Source organism: Campylobacter sp. 2014D-0216, assembly GCF_014931215.1.
In the GTDB taxonomy this organism is placed as follows: domain Bacteria; phylum Campylobacterota; class Campylobacteria; order Campylobacterales; family Campylobacteraceae; genus Campylobacter_D.
The window spans coordinates 168,612-184,222 of the sequence record NZ_CP063089.1 but is presented as its reverse complement, the minus strand read 5'-3'; the positions used below and the strand labels follow the sequence as shown (position 1 = coordinate 184,222).

Sequence of the window (15,611 nt, the reverse complement as noted above, 5' to 3'; positions counted from 1 at the left end):
CTTAAAATTATGCAGGATAAACAGAAACTTTTTTTCTATTTTTATCTTTTCTTTCAAATTTTACAAAACCATCAATTAAAGCAAAAATTGTATGATCTTTTCCCATGCCTACGTTATTACCTGCATGAGTTGCTGTTCCTCTTTGGCGAATGATGATGTTACCAGCGCGAACAAATTCTCCACCAAATTTTTTAACACCTAGACGACGACCTATAGAATCACGATTATTCTGAGTTGAACCTTGACCTTTCTTGTGTGCCATTCTTTACTCCTTAAGCTTTAATATCTACTACTCTAACGCGAGTAAATTGTCTTCTAAAACCGCGTTTTAATTTTGAGTCTTTTCTGCGTCTTTTTTTATAAATCACAACTTTTTTGTCTTTTCCATGAGCAATCACTTCTAAAACAACTTTTGCACCCGCAACAAACGGCGCACCTACCTTTAATTCTTTATCGCATACAGCAAGAACTTCGCTTACTTCTACGCTTGATTTTGCTTCAGCTTCAAAACGATCTAGTTTAAGCTCATCACCTTGGCTTACTCTGTATTGTTTTCCGCTGTGTTTTATAATAGCATACATACAGCTATCCTTTCTTAAAATGTATTTGGTAGCACCATAAAGCATTATGTATACACATAAATTTAGAAAGCTTTAATGGTTAAAAGCGGTAATTATATCTTGATTTTATATAAAGTAAGCTTAAGACGCAAAAAGCGCCTTAAGATACAACTCAAAGCTGTGGTTTTGGAGTTTTTTCAGTAGCCTTTGGAAGCTGTGGATAGGTAATATTAGGTTTTTTTCCTGTTAAAGTATGCAAAAAGGTTTCTATAGAAGCTGCTTCTTTATCAGAAATTTCTATACCAAGTTGTACACTACCCATTTCTTTAATTGCTTCTTGTAAAGACCAAATCGCACCATTGTGGAAGTATGGAGCAGTTTCGGCAATATTTCTTAAAGTTGGAGTTTTAACCAAACCATTTGCATCGCCTTTAAAATCCCCTACATTTGCGAATTTATATTTAGCTGCCACTTGGAAAGCCTGCATGCTACCACCCAAATTTACTCCTGTATGACAAGCCGTACAACCTTTATCAATGAAAGTTTTCAAACCTTCTTTTTCTTTTTTGCTTAATGCTTTTGTATCACCTTCTAAGAATTTATCAAATTTAGATGGTGTTAAAAGCGTTCTTTCAAATGTCGCAATAGCATCTGCAATATTATCAAAAGTTACGCCATTACTGCCATATATTTTTTTAAATTCTTTGACATATTCTGGCATAGAAGAAATTTTTTCCACTGCTAATTTTGCCGGTGTTGCCATCTCGGGTTCTGCTTCAATCGGTCCTTTTGCTTGATCAGCCAAGCTACCTGCTCTACCATCCCAAAATTGAGTTGAATTTAAAACCGAGTTATAAACTGTTGGCGAATTTAAATGATGAGGATTAGCAGTCCATTTATGTCCTACAGCAGCAGCTATCCCATCAGCACCTCCCATGCCTAAATTATGACAGGTGTTACAAGAAATCAAACCACTTTTCGAAAGTCTTGGTTCAAAATACAATTTCTTACCAAGATTAACTTTTTCCTTAGAAAATTTACTAACTTTTACACCCATTTGTTTTAAAAGTTTTTCAACGGCTGCTTGATCTTTTGGCAAAGGCACCAAACCAGCAGCTTTTGCTTCATCAAGCAAAGCCCTATCATTAGCAAAAACACTCGAAGCAACCAACAACGACACAGCCCACAATGAAACTCTTTTCATTATCCACTCCCAATTAAGATAAAATGAAGTCTACATAAAAATAAACTTATTAAAAATATATCTATAATTTTCTTTAAACAAAATAAAAAAATTATATTTATAAATAAAAATTATTATAAGACAAAATATATCTTAAATAATTATTTCAGCGTTTTTTTATTATTATTTCAAGAAAATGTTTTATAAATTTTAAGGTATGAATATATGGAAAATTTAATCATTTATCTTTTAGCTTATCTTATAGGGGCTATACCTTTTGGACTTTTGCTAGCTCAAATTTTTGCCAAAACTAATATCAAAAATTCAGGTAGCAAAAGCATAGGTGCGACTAATGTCTTAAGAGTGGTAAAAGAAAATAACCCTAAACTAGCCAAACAACTTGCTATAAGCACTGTTGTTTTAGATGCACTTAAAGGGATTATTCCTATTTTAATAGCACAATCAATGGGTTATGATGCTAACATTTTATGGACTATGGCTGTTTTAGCTGTATTTGGTCATTGCTTTTCACCTTATTTAAAATTTGAAGGTGGAAAAGGAGTAGCTACTGGCGCTGGAGTTTTAGCTGTCTTTTTACCACTAGAAATTTTATGTGCGGTATTAGCTTGGTTTATCATAGGTAAGGTATTTAAAATTTCAAGCCTTGCTTCACTAGGTGCTTTAGTTGTTTTAATCACAACTTCTTTTGTATTTCACTATGACATGCCGGTTATTAACACCCATGCTCCGATTTTCATCATTGCTTTTATCGTGGTGTACAAACACATACCAAACATCTTAAGACTAATTGGGAAGCAAGAATGCAAAGTCATATAAAAGTTAGTTTGGAATTTAAATGCATTATAGGGCTTTTGGATTTTGAAAGAATTCAAGAACAAAGTGTTTTGATAGAATTAGAAGCCAAAAGCAAAAAATTTCTAGATTATGCAAAATTATGCGCTAGGATTGAAAAAATTTATAAGAAAAAAAAGTTTAAAACTATAGAAAAATCTTTAAAATACATATGCAAAGACACAAAAAAACGTCATAAAAAATTGCAGTTTATCCACATCACTTGCTACAAACCTGATATCATCAAAAATGCTAGGGTTGGGGCAAGTCTAAGTAAAAAATATTAAAATTTTTTTAAAGAATTTTGAATATTTGCTTAATTTGTGTTATACTTTTTTTAGTAAAACTTTCTTCAAAGGAATAAAATGCGTATTTTAGTTGTAGAAGATGAAGCATCACTGAACAAAACACTATCTAACACTTTAAACGAATTTGGTTATCAAAGTGATACTTCAGAAAATTTTAAAGACGCTGAGTATTTTATAGGTATTAGACATTATGATTTAGTATTATCAAATTGGACTATTGGTAATAGCGATGCGGGTGATTTAATCAACGCAATCAAACAAAAATCTCCAAGAACTGCAATCGTTACAATGTGCGCAAAAGCAGATAAAGAAAATGAAATAAAAGCTCTAAAAGCAGGAGCAGATGATTATATTAAAAAACCTTTGGACTTTGAAATTTTAATGGCAAGAATTGAAGCTAGACTTAGATTTGGCGGTACAAATGTGATTAAAATTGATGATTTAGTGATCGATCCAGATGAAGAAAAAATCACTTATCAAGGAAAAGACATAGAATTAAAAGGAAAACCTTTTGAGGTTTTAACTCACCTAGCTAGACATTCAGATCAAATCGTATCAAAAGAACAACTTTTAGATGCCATTTGGGAAGAACCTGAGCTTGTCACTCCGAATGTAATAGAAGTTGCGATTAATCAAATTAGACAAAAAATGGATAAACCTCTTAATATCTCAACTATAGAAACCGTACGCCGTAGAGGCTATCGTTTTTGCTTTCCTAAAAAAACCAACTGATAAATTTTTAGAATGATGAATTCATTCTAAAAATTATACCTATTTTCCTCTGTTTAAATTAGCTATAAGTTTTTATATAGTATAAGTTTTACTATATTACTCATAAAAAGGAAAAATATGTCACTTTTAATCACTAGAGAATGTATATCCTGTGATGCATGCAGGGAAGAATGTCCAGATGAAGCAATTTATGATAACGATCCAATTTATGTTATCGATCCTGATCTTTGCACTGAATGTGTAAATGAATTTTCAGAACCCGCTTGCATTGTAGCTTGTCCGGTAGATTGTATCATACCTGATCCTGACAATGTAGAAAGCATTGATGAACTTCGTTTAAAACACAAAAACAAAGATATTTAATGGCTAAAAAAACCGCAGTAATTGACCTTGGCTCCAATTCCGTTCGTATGGTGATTTTTGAAAGAACCTCAAGATATGGATTTTTTATTTGTAGTGAGCACAAAAAGAAAGTAAGACTTGGAGAAAATGCGTACAATAATAATAAAATTCTTCAAGAAGAAGCTATGCTTAAGGCTGAAAAAGCTTTAGCCTACTTCAAAGAAAAAGCCTTAAAAGAAAAATGCAGAAAAATCATCGCTGTAGGGACTTCTGCATTAAGAGATGCGCCTAATGCGAAGGATTTTATCAATAAAATTGCAAAAAATGTAGGCTTAAATATCAAATGTATCAACGGAAAAACCGAGTCTTTCTTAGGTGGTCTTGCTGCGCTTAATTTATTATCTAATGTCCAAAATGCCACCACTATTGATATTGGTGGTGGCTCCACCGAACTTTGTTTAATTAAAGAAGGGAAAATTGTAGACTGTATTTCACTTGATCTTGGCACAGTAAGATTGAAAGAAATTTTTTACGATACTAAAAGATTAAATGCTTTAGATCAATTCATACAAGAAGCTCTTACACAAGTACCAAAACACTTTCAAAATGATAATATCATCGCCATAGGAGGGAGTTTAAGAGCATTATCAAATTCTATCATGAAGAAAAACTCTTATCCTTTAAAAATGATCCATAATTTTAGCTACAGTTTTGAAAAAGAAAAAAGTCATATAGAAAAAATTCAAAATGCAAAAAATTTGATCGATTTTAACATCAAAAAAGATCGCTTTGATACTATTAAAGAAGGTTGTGTGATCTTTCTAGCTTTAGCAAAAAACCTCAAAGCTAAAAACATCATCACATCTGCAGTAGGTGTAAGAGAAGGGGTGTTTTTATCAAATCTTTTTCAAAAATACGCCAAGATAAAAAACGACACCACTGATTTTTCAAAATTTAATGCAAAATTTCCACCCAACTTCAATCCAAGTCTAAAATCTTTACAAGATCGTTTTGATATAGACTACACTGATAAAAGTGCATATTTTGCAAATAAGCTCTTTGAAGTTTTTTCACCGCTTCATAAAATTGAAGCTTCTTATAAAAAAGACCTCATAAATGCAGCAAAACTAACCCATATAGGCGAAAGGATTAATTTTTATTTTGCCAATGAACACAGTGCATATATGGCATTAAACGGTTTGCATTTTGGCTTTTCACATCAAGAAATTTTACTCATCTGGACACTTTTAAAAGCCAATGGCAAAAAAATCAACCCATTTGGTATAGAACATATTAAAGCGTTACTGCCTAATCACCATATACTGACATGGCTTAATTTCATTCTAGCTTTAGCCAACAAGCTTGCCAAAGATAGCGATGAAAATTTAGAATTTGTATTAAAAAATCATACTTTATATATTTATTCCAATAAAAGAAAAATTTATTTTTCAAAAGAAGAAATCAAAAAAATCTCAAAGCCAAAACTGATCATTTTAGCTTTTAATCAAAAAAGCTAAATACTGTTTTGCTTTGAAAGTAAATTTTGCAGTCTTTGCTTGTTTTCTTCAAAGTAAGAGTCAAAATCTCTCTCTTTTGACTTTGGTGGAGTTTTAGTCACTTCTTCACTTTTCATTGTAGCTTGACTTGTCTCTAAAACTATATTTGAATTACCAATAATCATCGTATAACGTTTTAATCCGTATTCAAATACAACTAATTGATTATGTCTATCTAGTGGGCGTTGAAAAATTAAATTAAAATTTCGATCTAGTGGGTGCTTTTGTCTTAAATACATTTTCAAAAACCAAAGCCCTACAAGCAAAAGAATCAAAACACTCAACACTAAAATATAATTTGTAAAATCATACTCTTGCATATTCATTTCCTTGGTTTTTTCCTCTGCGGTTTTTTTGCTCGTTAAATTTGCACCCTCTTTTTGCGCACGCAATCTTAAGCCGTATTCTCCTATGCTATCAGCGCTAATTTCTATTTTATCACCAACGCTCAAAGCAATGAAAGTCTTTTCTCCTTCTGAAAAGATCTTGATTTTTTTGATGATATTTGAATTTAATACCTTATCTTCTTCTTTTACAGTTTTAGCATCTAAAGTAAAAATAACAATATCATTTTTCTTTTTCTGGCTTATCCCTTCTTTATAAGGCGTGTCAAAAGAAAAAGTGATATCTACCCTATCTTCTCTTGGGTAGATATTATAATTAAGAATTTTTGCCCCCAAAAGTGGCAATGCTAGCAGCAAAATCCAAAATATTTTCATTGCAATTCTTTTTTGAAATACTGCAATACTGATTTTGAATCTAAAATTTCATTGATCCTTATGGCAAGGTTTTTCTCATACACCATTACCTCGCCTTTGCCAAATATCCTTTTATTAAGGTAAAGCTCCACGCTCTCACCTGCTGGCTTTTCAAGATCTATCACAGAACCTACTTCTAGTTTTAAAAGTTCTTTTACGCTCATATTGGTTGTACCAAGCTCACTCACAAAATCCACGCTGATATCTAAAATATCTTCATAAGATTGCAATAAACCTAAGCGATCATCTATCATAGTTTTTTATAGCCTATTCTAAAACGAGCATTTTTCATCTCATAAGTAAATTTTTCTTTTAACTTAATTTTTGAAAAACCATCAATACGCCCTAAATACTCAGGAACACCCAAACGATACTCATCTTTTCCATTCGTGTCATTGAGTAATTTTTTCGCATAACCTACGATTTGATTTGCTACTTCTTTTAATAAATCTGCCAAATCATCTTCTTTTAATTCTTCATGCAATAAAAAATGTGCGATCTCATTTAAAGCTTTTTTCTGAAAAAACAAATAAAAGCTATACTCCTCTTCTTTAAAATACAAAGGTATAGAAGCTCCATAAAGCTCACCGCGAATAATGCTTGTTGGTGAAATTTTTAATTTTAAAATATGCTCACAAAAATGGTGAATTGAATACTCAAGTGTTTTAGTCATAGCTTTTCCTTAAAAAGACTTGTAATAAATTTATTTTACTAAATAAACCTTTAACCATAATTAATAATTAAAATATACAATATCATAATTTTATTTAGACAAAAAAGGGCTTTAGAATGTTTATAGGAAATTTTGATCTAAACCAACGAGTTTTCATCATCGCAGAACTTTCAGCTAATCACGCAAGCAGTCTTGATATAGCTTTAAAAACCATACAAGCGGCTAAAAAAGCGGGTGCTGATGCTATAAAAATACAAACCTATACACCAGATAGCTTGACACTAAATTCCAATAAAAAAGATTTCACCATAGAAGGTGGTTTGTGGCATGGAAGAAAACTATATGAATTATACGAAGAAGCTAAAACTCCCTACCAATGGCATGAAAAACTTTTTGAGTGCGCTAAAAATGAAGGTTTAATCTGCTTTTCTAGTCCTTTTTCTAAACAAGATGTAGAATTTTTAAGACAATTTAATCCGCCTGCTTATAAAATCGCATCTTTTGAAGTCAATGATTATGACTTTGTGCGATTTGTTGCAAAAGAAAAAAAACCGACTTTGGTTTCTACTGGTATTGCTTATGAAGAAGAACTTGAAATGATCGCTAAAATTTTTCAAGAAGAAAACAACCCTGATCTAATCTTGCTTAAATGCACTTCAGCTTATCCTTCTCAAATATGCGATCTAAATTTAAATGCCATAAAAACTTTACAAGAAAAATTTAAAACCACAGTAGGCCTAAGCGATCATAGCGAGGGTTTTTTAGCGCCTGCTTTAGCCGTAGCCCTTGGAGCAAGAGTGATAGAAAAACACTTTATACTAGATAAAACCTTAAATAGTGCCGATGCGAAATTTAGTCTTGATTTTGAAGCATTTAAACAAATGTGTGACATGGTGAGAAAAAGCGAACAAGCACTAGGCGATGTTAGTTTAGCGATGGATGAAAAAACCTTAAAAAACCGTCATTTTGCAAGAAGCTTATATGCTAGCAAAGATATCAAAAAAGGTGAAATTTTTACACTAGAAAATGTAAAAAGCGTAAGACCAAGCCTAGGTTTACATCCTAAGTTTTTGCCTATCATACTTGGTAAAAAAGCCAATTGTGATATAGAATTTGGCACAGCATTAGAACAAAAGCATTTTAAAGGATAACAATGAATAAAAGTGTATTTGAAAAAAATATCCAAGCATTGCAAAATACAAAACTAAAAGAAAAACTACTTCATTTTAAACAAAGAAATTTCCAAATTCTCCAAGGAAGCGATCCTTTGGATATTAATTTTATTCATGATGGGGGGGGGTATACACTATATAACAATAGCTTAAGTGAATTAAATGAAAAATTGAATATATACAATGATCAATATCTACTATACCCTGTACTTTATTTTTACGGCTTTGGAAATGGAATTTTATATAAAGCTTTATTACAGAACAAAAATAGACAAAAAATTGTTGTTTTTGAGAAAGAATTGGAATTTATTTATCTGAGTTTTCACGTGCTAGATTTTAGCGATATATTAGAAAACAATGCTTTAATTATCTTAGATGCTTCAAACCTCCAAGCAGTTGATTTTCAAATGCTTTGCTCCACTAGTCCTTTTTTTAATTTTTTACGTGTATATTTTTTGGATTTACATTGTGATTACTATGAAAGATATCAAGAAGATATTTTAACAACCAACCAAAATATGCAAAAATATATTAAACAAACCATTCTTACAAAAGGAAATTCATCCCAAGATGCATTAATGGGGATTGAAAATTACATTTATAATCTTCCTGATATTATTTCTAATTTTTCTTTTAAAGAATTACTACTAAAAAGAAAAAACAGCTCTAAATACGCCATCATAGTATCAACTGGCCCATCTTTAATCAAACAACTTCCCTTATTAAAACAATATGCTGATAAAGCTAGCATATTTTGCGCTGATAGTGCATACCCCATCCTAGCAAAACATAATATAAAACCTGACTATGTTTTATCTTTAGAAAGAGTTGATTTTACTAGTGAATTTTTTAATAATGACTTTGGGGATTTTGACAAAGATATTGTTTTTGTTTTAAAATCCTTAGTGCATCCTAACACTTTTAAGTATCTCAAAAAAACACAACAACCACATATTGGAACAATATCAGACGTTCGTCCATTTGCATACCATTTAGCTTTAAAAGATTTTGGATATATGGAAATGGGAAGTAGTGTGGCTACGATGGCTTATATTTTAGCATTAAAACTAGAACACAAAAACATCATCTTTATAGGACAAGATCTAGCTTATGCTAAAGATGGATCATCTCATCCTACGGAGTATCACTACGGAAAATATGATACTTATAATCCTCAAGAAATTGACTATAGTTTAACAACCATAAGCTACAGAGGAACTCATTATGTCAAAACAAGTGAAACTTGGATGCTTTTTAAAACCCAACTTGAAAATATCATCTTAAATTCTAAACAACACACCTCAACCTACAACGCCACTGAAGGCGGAGCAAGGATAGAAGGAGCTATAGAAAAGCCTTTTAAACAAATATGCGAAGAATTGCTAGCAAAAGAACCGCAAAAGCACTTTGCTAAACTTGAAAAACTTAACTCCACAAAGCAGATAGAACTCATGCTAAAATCTTTTCATAAAACCCACAAAGCGATAAAAATTTGCGAATATTTAGAAAAAGAATGTGCTTTTATGTCCAACACTTTGAATTTTTTAAGCAATGATGAGAATAATTTTAAAAACATCATAAAACAACTAGATGTTTTTAAAGAAAAAATCAACAATGTTATGTTTACAAAAGAGCTTATAGACCCATTAAATACTCAATTTGAACTCAATCTTGCTAGAATTTATGTGTTAAATCCCAAAACTCATGAAGATGTATTTAACAAAAACTATCTTTGGATCAAAGAGCATTTAGAGTGGATCACCACAATAAACAACCATATAAAAGCACTAAAAAGCACTTTAGAAAAAAATATAAAAAATTTAGAGTTAAAACTAGAAGAAAATAAACTAACTCGGCAAATCAACAAGATCAAAAACACCAAGCCACTAGTCACAATATTCTAACAAATCATAGCTTCAAAAAGTCCTTATGTTTTTTCGTTATAATTCAAACCAACCATATCCATAAGGACTTTTATGAACAAAGAATTGTTTTTAAAAAACACCCAAGCTTTATTTGAAGTGGACCAAATTTTAGCATATGAACTTAGAAAAATTTCCCAAACTACTCGTTTTAAGCTTATAGATGGTAAAATTTTTGATCAACAAAATCAAATTTTCTTAGATGAAAACCACCTATTTGATTTTGATAAGTTTGAGTTTTATCCTGTGCTATTTTTCTATGGTTTTGGTAGTGGAAGTTTTTTCTTTAAACTTTTAGAAAATAAACACCTCAAACATATTGTGATTTTCGAAGATGAATTAGAAATTTTACATCTTGCATTTTATCTATATGATTTTAGCCACTTTATCAAAAAAGAAAAACTGATTTTATTTTATCCTCCTCATATCAATACAGCACAATTAAATATTCTTTTTAATTATCCAAATATCAAACATACTTTGAAAATTTTTAATTTTAATTTTTATAATGAGTTTTATACCCACTTTTATCTAGCAAATGCTCAAAAAATCATGCAAATTTTACTCAACACCATCAAAACACTCATGCTAGCACATGGAAACGATCCAAAAGATGCTCTCTTAGGTATAAAACATAATGTAATCAATCTAGAAAAAATCATCTCTCACACACCACTAAAAAATCTTATAAAAGAAAAAAAAGCAAAAGCAAAGAACGCTATTATTGTTTCAACTGGACCATCTTTAACAAAACAACTTCCTTTGCTAAAGCAATACCAAGATAATGTCGTAATTTTTAGTGCCGATAGCTCTTATGCTATTTTAGCTAATGCTGGCATCAAGCCTGATTATGTTTTCTCTTTAGAAAGAGTTGACTTTACTAGTGAATTTTTTAACAATGATTTCAAAGAAATAGATCAAAATATCTTGTTTATCATCGCCTCTTTAACCCATCCTAATACAGTAAAATATCTAGAAAAAAACAACAGAAACTACATGCTTGTTTTAAGACCATTGTTTTTTGAAAGCAAGCTTGGTTTAAATGAATATGGCTTTTTAGGTAATGGTATGAGTGTTGCTAATATGGCTTATGAATTAGCCGGGGGGTTAAGATTTGAAAATATTATTTTAATCGGGCAAGATCTAGCTTATGATGATGATGGCAAATCCCACCCTAAAGAACATTTATATGGTGAACAAGGCGATGAAGAAGTTGTTTATAAGATGATTCCTGCTTATGGAGGAAAGGGTGAAGTAAAAACACAACTTACTTGGTATTTATTTTTAAAAAGTTTCGAAAAAGACATCGCCTTAGCAAGAGATATCTTAAAAATCAAAACCTACAACGCCACTGAAGGTGGAGCAAGGATAGAAGGAGCTATAGAAAAGCCTTTTAAAGAACTATGCGAAACACTACTAAAAGAAAAAATTGTTAAAAACAACATCTTAGCAAAACCTAAAAACCCACAAAAAAAAATCAAGCAGTGCAAAGAAAGACTTAGTAAACTTACAAGACAAAGCGAAATTTACATCAACGAATGTAAAAAAGCTATGCAAGAAAAAAATTTAGAAAAACTAGAAAAACTAAGGCTGAAACTACCTAAAAGTGATTTTTTTTCAGATATTTTGCAAGCTAGGTGTTTTCAAAATGAATGTGAAGTCTTAAAATATAAGGTCGAAAAAGACAAAAATACTGATTTGTTTTTAATGCAACAAATTGACTTTTTCCAAGAAGTTATACTATACCTAGAAGAATACAACAAAACCATAAAAGAAAATTTAAAGGCATAATTTTATGAATCATGAACTTTTTGAAAAAAATATACAGTCGCTAAACCCTTCTTTTCAACAAATTTTAAAAAAATCTCAAAAGCATCACTACCAAATAATACAAGGAAATGACCCTTTAGATATAAATATCAAAGATGAATGGGGGGGGGTATTTTATGAAAATCCCATTTTGGAACTTAACAATATGCTAACAAAATATAATCAAATGTATAAATTATATCCTGTTTTGTATTTTTATGGCTTTGGCAATGGAATTTTATATAAAGCATTGTTGCAAAACCCCAACATAAAACACATAGTAGTTTTTGAAAAAAACTTAAGTCTAATACAATTTTTGTTTTATCATATTGATTTTTCAAAAGAACTACAAGAAGGGAGATTAATCATCACTCAAGATAATATCAATACACCTATGCTACTTTCTTTGATCTCTAAAAACCCTTTTAGAGAATTTATTAGAACTTATTTTTTGGAAATTCACTGCAAGTATTATGAGAAATTTCAAACCGATATTTTGAATTTAAACAGCGTCTTTTTATCTTGTATAAAATCCATAGCAACCATAAAAGGAACAGATGCAAAAGATACGCTACAAGGCATAGATCAATTTTTAAAAAATATACCCGATATGCTTTCAAGGCCAAGTTTTAAGGAGTTTATAAACAAAAGAAAACAAATACAATCAAATGCGATTATAGTATCAACAGGACCATCTCTCACCAAACAACTCCATCTTTTAAAGCAATATCAAAACAATGCTGTTATTTTTTGCGCAGATAGTGCATATTCTATCTTGTATGAAAAAGGCATAAAACCTGACTATGTATTTATGGTAGAAAGAGGAGAGGTTACTGCGGAATTTTTTCATAATGATTTTGGAGATTTTGATAAAAATACAACTTTTATTCTGACATCATTAGTTCATCCAAATGCTATAAAATATTTAAAACAAAACAATAGACAATTCGTGCTCATTTCAAAAGAAACTTTTGAGTATTATTTCGCTTTGCATAGTTTTGGTTATGTTGATCTAGCGCTTTCCGTTGCTCATCTAGCTTTCATAATTATTAATTTATTAAAATTTGAAAACATTATTTTTATAGGTCAAGATTTGGCTTATAATAATCTAGGCGAATCTCATCCTAAAAACTACAAGTATAGTGCAAACTATGAAAGTAATCTAGAAAAAATTCAAGTGTTAGCATATGGAGGTAAAAGTAAAGTTTATACCCACATAGCTTGGGATACATTTAGAGTTAACCTAGAATATCTCATCACACAATCTAAAGCAAAAATTTACAATGCCACCGAAGGTGGAGCGAGGATAGAAGGAGCTACAGAAGAATCTTTTGAGAAACTTTGTAAGCTACTACTTTCAACACCTATTGATAAAAACTTTATAAAATTAAAACAATTTCCCTACTATAAAAAGCAAGAATATTTATTAAAAACTTATTATAAAATTTTAACCCTTCAAAATGATATTTATTATTATATCGATAAATACACCAAACAATTGACATTTATCGCAGAAAATCATAATGATTTTGAAAAAGTCATGTTTTATTTAGAAAATTTAGATTTAGATGATTTTGAAAAAAACCATGCCATTAAAATACTCTTGGCTTGTTTTTTAGACCAACTTCGTTTTGCTTTGGCAAAAATTTATGTCATTATACCCACAGATGAATATACGCGTATGGAAAAAATAAAAGCTTGGATATTTTCTCATTTTGAGTATTTTAAACTTGTGATTACCACGCTAGAAAATTTAAAATACATCATCGATAAACATCAGTCGCTTTTGAACGATATACTTTTAGAAAATAATCTAGAAAAATATAAAAATTTATCACAAATAAAAGGTAAGCCATGAAAACAGAAATTTATAAAAAAAATATCAAGGCACTAGGGGGAGATGCATACCAAAGTCTAAAACGTAAACTAGGAAGGATTAAAGAAACAAAAGACTATCTTTATGTATTTGACAAAGATCCTTTAAATTGCAATATCTGTTATAAAAATCAAAAAAATATCTATATCAATCCTTTAGATGAACTCAAAGAAAAACTAGAATTTTTTAACAAAAACTATACTCGTTACCCTTATTTGTTTTTTTATGGTTTGGGCAATGGAATTTTTTATAAAAGCTTACTTGCAAATAAAACTCATAAAAGAGTTATTGTATACGAAAGAGATTTAGAGCTTATATTTTTAGTTTTGAATATGGTTGATTTCTCTCAAGAACTCTCATCGGGAAGGTTGATTTTAATTCATACTAAAGAACTAAATTATGCAAAAGCTGATACTCTTTGTAGTTTTTTAGATCTTTTTTTAAAAACTTACGATTTACACATTCATTCACATTTTTATGAAGATCATAAAGAAGAAATCAGATACATCAGTGATTTAAATTTTAAAGTAATAAAAAGCATTGCACTAAGAAGAGGAAATGATCCTATTGATGCAATGCAAGGCATTGAACAATTTGTCTTAAACTTACCTAAAATGCTAACCCACCCAAGCTTTAAAGAGCTTAAGCAAAAAAGAAGCAATAAAAGCCAAAATGCCATCTTGGTAGCCACTGGACCTTCTTTAAAAAAACAACTTCCTTTACTTAAAAAATATAGCAAAAATGCAACTATATTTTGCGCTGATAGTGCCTACCCTATCTTAGCAAAAGAAGGGATCAAGCCTGATTATGTTTGTATGCTAGAAAGAGATGATGTGGTATCTAAATGTTTTGATAATGACTTTGGAGATTTTGATAAAGATATCACTTTTATTTTGGTATCTTTGGTATATAAAGATAGTATTGAATTTTTAGAGAAAAATAAACGCAAATACATTTTAGTTTCTAGATCTCTACCTTTTGCTTACTCTTTGGGTTTGCATGATTATGGCTATGTTGGTGGTGGTATGAGCGTAGCGCACTTAAACTATGAACTAGCGCTTTTACTAGGACATAAAAATATCATTTTAATCGGTCAAGATTTAGCCTATAGCGAAAAAGGCGACTCACATACTGAAGGTTTCATCCATAGTGCTTATCATGAAGGAGATTATGAAAAAGATAAGGATAAATTTAAAGTTCTTGCTTATGGTGGAAAAGGCTATGCGCAAAGCTCAGAAGTTTGGGTTTTATTTAAACAAGTTTTTGAAAATTTAATCCACAAACAAAATGGTGTAAAAATTTATAATGCTACTGAAGGTGGAGCAAGGATAGAAGGTACCATAGAAAAACCTTTTAAAGAATTATGTGAAAATTTACTCAAAGAAGATCTTAAAAAACCTTTTCCAAAACTACAAAACCCAAAACGCAAAGATAGCGAAGAGCTTATGCTACAAGCTTATAAACAAATTAAGCAAAATATCAAAACTAGTCAAGCTTTTTTAAAAGAGTGTAAAAAACTCCACAAAGAACTCTACCATAAAGGTAAAATTCGCCACACTCTTCATGAGCTAAATGAAAAAATCGATAAATTAAAAGAAAAACTTGAAAGCAAAAAACATATCTTTTTAAGAGAGGTAATTAGCCCTTCATTGTTTCACTTAGAAAGTACTTTTTCTAAAATTTACGTTCATGCTATGCATAATGAAAGCGACAAACAAAATAAACTAGTTGCATGGATTGAAGCACACAAAGCATGGCTTGAAGACATCACAGAACTTACCTTAGTGCAAGAAAAAGCTTTAAAAATAGCCATCATACCTTTGCAAGATGTTTTAGAAAAAAGAAAATTGATATAAAAAGAAAGCGGG

Annotated in this window: 16 protein-coding genes; 10 read left to right on the top strand and 6 right to left on the bottom strand. The window is 30.4% G+C overall.

All coding sequences use genetic code 11. The features are described from left to right. Nucleotides 1–7 precede the first annotated feature (7 nt). From rpmA to A0083_RS01005, 3 genes are all read right to left on the bottom strand, one after another. Nucleotides 8–262, bottom strand: coding sequence for a 50S ribosomal protein L27 (gene rpmA, locus A0083_RS01015; protein WP_002862355.1), 255 nt, complete (start codon nucleotides 260–262; stop codon nucleotides 8–10). A gap of 10 nt (nucleotides 263–272) precedes the next feature. Continuing rightward, the gene (gene rplU, locus A0083_RS01010; RefSeq protein WP_039617324.1) at nucleotides 273–581 is read right to left on the bottom strand and encodes a 50S ribosomal protein L21; all 309 of its coding nucleotides are present in this window, start codon (nucleotides 579–581) and stop codon (nucleotides 273–275) included. A gap of 151 nt (nucleotides 582–732) precedes the next feature. Next, entirely contained in the window at nucleotides 733–1,764 is a 1,032-nt protein-coding gene (locus tag A0083_RS01005; RefSeq protein WP_197553483.1) for a cytochrome-c peroxidase, read from the bottom strand. 204 nt (nucleotides 1,765–1,968) lie between these two features. Between A0083_RS01005 and plsY the strand changes: the two genes are divergently transcribed. From plsY to A0083_RS00980, 5 genes are all read left to right on the top strand, one after another. Beyond that, on the top strand, nucleotides 1,969–2,580 hold the full coding sequence (gene plsY / locus A0083_RS01000; protein WP_120760245.1) for a glycerol-3-phosphate 1-O-acyltransferase PlsY: 612 nt from the start codon (nucleotides 1,969–1,971) through the stop codon (nucleotides 2,578–2,580). Further along, the gene (locus tag A0083_RS00995) at nucleotides 2,565–2,882 is read left to right on the top strand and encodes a dihydroneopterin aldolase (RefSeq protein WP_120760243.1); all 318 of its coding nucleotides are present in this window, start codon (nucleotides 2,565–2,567) and stop codon (nucleotides 2,880–2,882) included. The genes plsY and A0083_RS00995 overlap by 16 nt, the downstream gene beginning before the upstream one ends. 78 nt (nucleotides 2,883–2,960) lie before the next feature. Beyond that, on the top strand, nucleotides 2,961–3,635 hold the full coding sequence (gene hsrA, locus A0083_RS00990; RefSeq protein WP_197553480.1) for a homeostatic response regulator transcription factor HsrA: 675 nt from the start codon (nucleotides 2,961–2,963) through the stop codon (nucleotides 3,633–3,635). Between the two features lie 117 nt (nucleotides 3,636–3,752). Continuing rightward, nucleotides 3,753–3,998, top strand: a complete 246-nt coding sequence (locus tag A0083_RS00985) for a YfhL family 4Fe-4S dicluster ferredoxin (protein WP_012660922.1) — start codon at nucleotides 3,753–3,755, stop codon at nucleotides 3,996–3,998. Further along, on the top strand, nucleotides 3,998–5,494 hold the full coding sequence (locus tag A0083_RS00980; protein WP_197553477.1) for a Ppx/GppA phosphatase family protein: 1,497 nt from the start codon (nucleotides 3,998–4,000) through the stop codon (nucleotides 5,492–5,494). The genes A0083_RS00985 and A0083_RS00980 overlap by 1 nt, the downstream gene beginning before the upstream one ends. On the opposite strand, the gene A0083_RS00975 is transcribed toward A0083_RS00980, so the two are convergent. Genes A0083_RS00975 through A0083_RS00965 form a run of 3 tightly spaced genes read right to left on the bottom strand, consistent with a single transcriptional unit; the run spans nucleotide 5,491 to nucleotide 6,964 of the window. Beyond that, nucleotides 5,491–6,252: a hypothetical protein gene (locus A0083_RS00975; RefSeq protein WP_197553474.1), complete on the bottom strand. Its 762-nt coding sequence runs from the start codon at nucleotides 6,250–6,252 to the stop codon at nucleotides 5,491–5,493. The two genes, A0083_RS00980 and A0083_RS00975, sit on opposite strands and share 4 nt — an antisense overlap. Further along, nucleotides 6,249–6,545 (bottom strand): flagellar motor switch protein FliN, encoded by a 297-nt coding sequence (gene fliN, locus A0083_RS00970; protein ID WP_120760236.1) that lies wholly within the window; start codon nucleotides 6,543–6,545, stop codon nucleotides 6,249–6,251. Before fliN ends, A0083_RS00975 begins: the two co-directional genes overlap by 4 nt. Then, a complete protein-coding gene (locus tag A0083_RS00965) occupies nucleotides 6,542–6,964 on the bottom strand; it encodes a chemotaxis protein CheX (RefSeq protein WP_120760235.1) in 423 nt (140 codons plus the stop codon). The genes fliN and A0083_RS00965 overlap by 4 nt, the downstream gene beginning before the upstream one ends. Before the next feature lie 116 nt (nucleotides 6,965–7,080). On the opposite strand from A0083_RS00965, the gene pseI reads away from it, so the two are divergent. The 5 genes from pseI to A0083_RS00940 all read left to right on the top strand — a co-directional run bounded on the left by pseI (nucleotide 7,081) and on the right by A0083_RS00940 (nucleotide 15,599). Further along, the gene (gene pseI, locus A0083_RS00960) at nucleotides 7,081–8,115 is read left to right on the top strand and encodes a pseudaminic acid synthase (RefSeq protein ID WP_197553471.1); all 1,035 of its coding nucleotides are present in this window, start codon (nucleotides 7,081–7,083) and stop codon (nucleotides 8,113–8,115) included. Nucleotides 8,116–8,117: 2 nt separating this feature from the next. Beyond that, nucleotides 8,118–10,040 (top strand): motility associated factor glycosyltransferase family protein, encoded by a 1,923-nt coding sequence (locus A0083_RS00955; protein ID WP_197553468.1) that lies wholly within the window; start codon nucleotides 8,118–8,120, stop codon nucleotides 10,038–10,040. A gap of 72 nt (nucleotides 10,041–10,112) precedes the next feature. Beyond that, complete coding sequence (locus A0083_RS00950; RefSeq protein WP_197553465.1) at nucleotides 10,113–11,849, top strand: motility associated factor glycosyltransferase family protein; 1,737 nt, start codon at nucleotides 10,113–10,115, stop codon at nucleotides 11,847–11,849. A gap of 4 nt (nucleotides 11,850–11,853) precedes the next feature. Further along, complete coding sequence (locus A0083_RS00945; RefSeq protein ID WP_197553462.1) at nucleotides 11,854–13,725, top strand: motility associated factor glycosyltransferase family protein; 1,872 nt, start codon at nucleotides 11,854–11,856, stop codon at nucleotides 13,723–13,725. Then, nucleotides 13,722–15,599, top strand: a complete 1,878-nt coding sequence (locus tag A0083_RS00940; protein ID WP_197553459.1) for a motility associated factor glycosyltransferase family protein — start codon at nucleotides 13,722–13,724, stop codon at nucleotides 15,597–15,599. The genes A0083_RS00945 and A0083_RS00940 overlap by 4 nt, the downstream gene beginning before the upstream one ends. Nucleotides 15,600–15,611 lie beyond the last annotated feature (12 nt).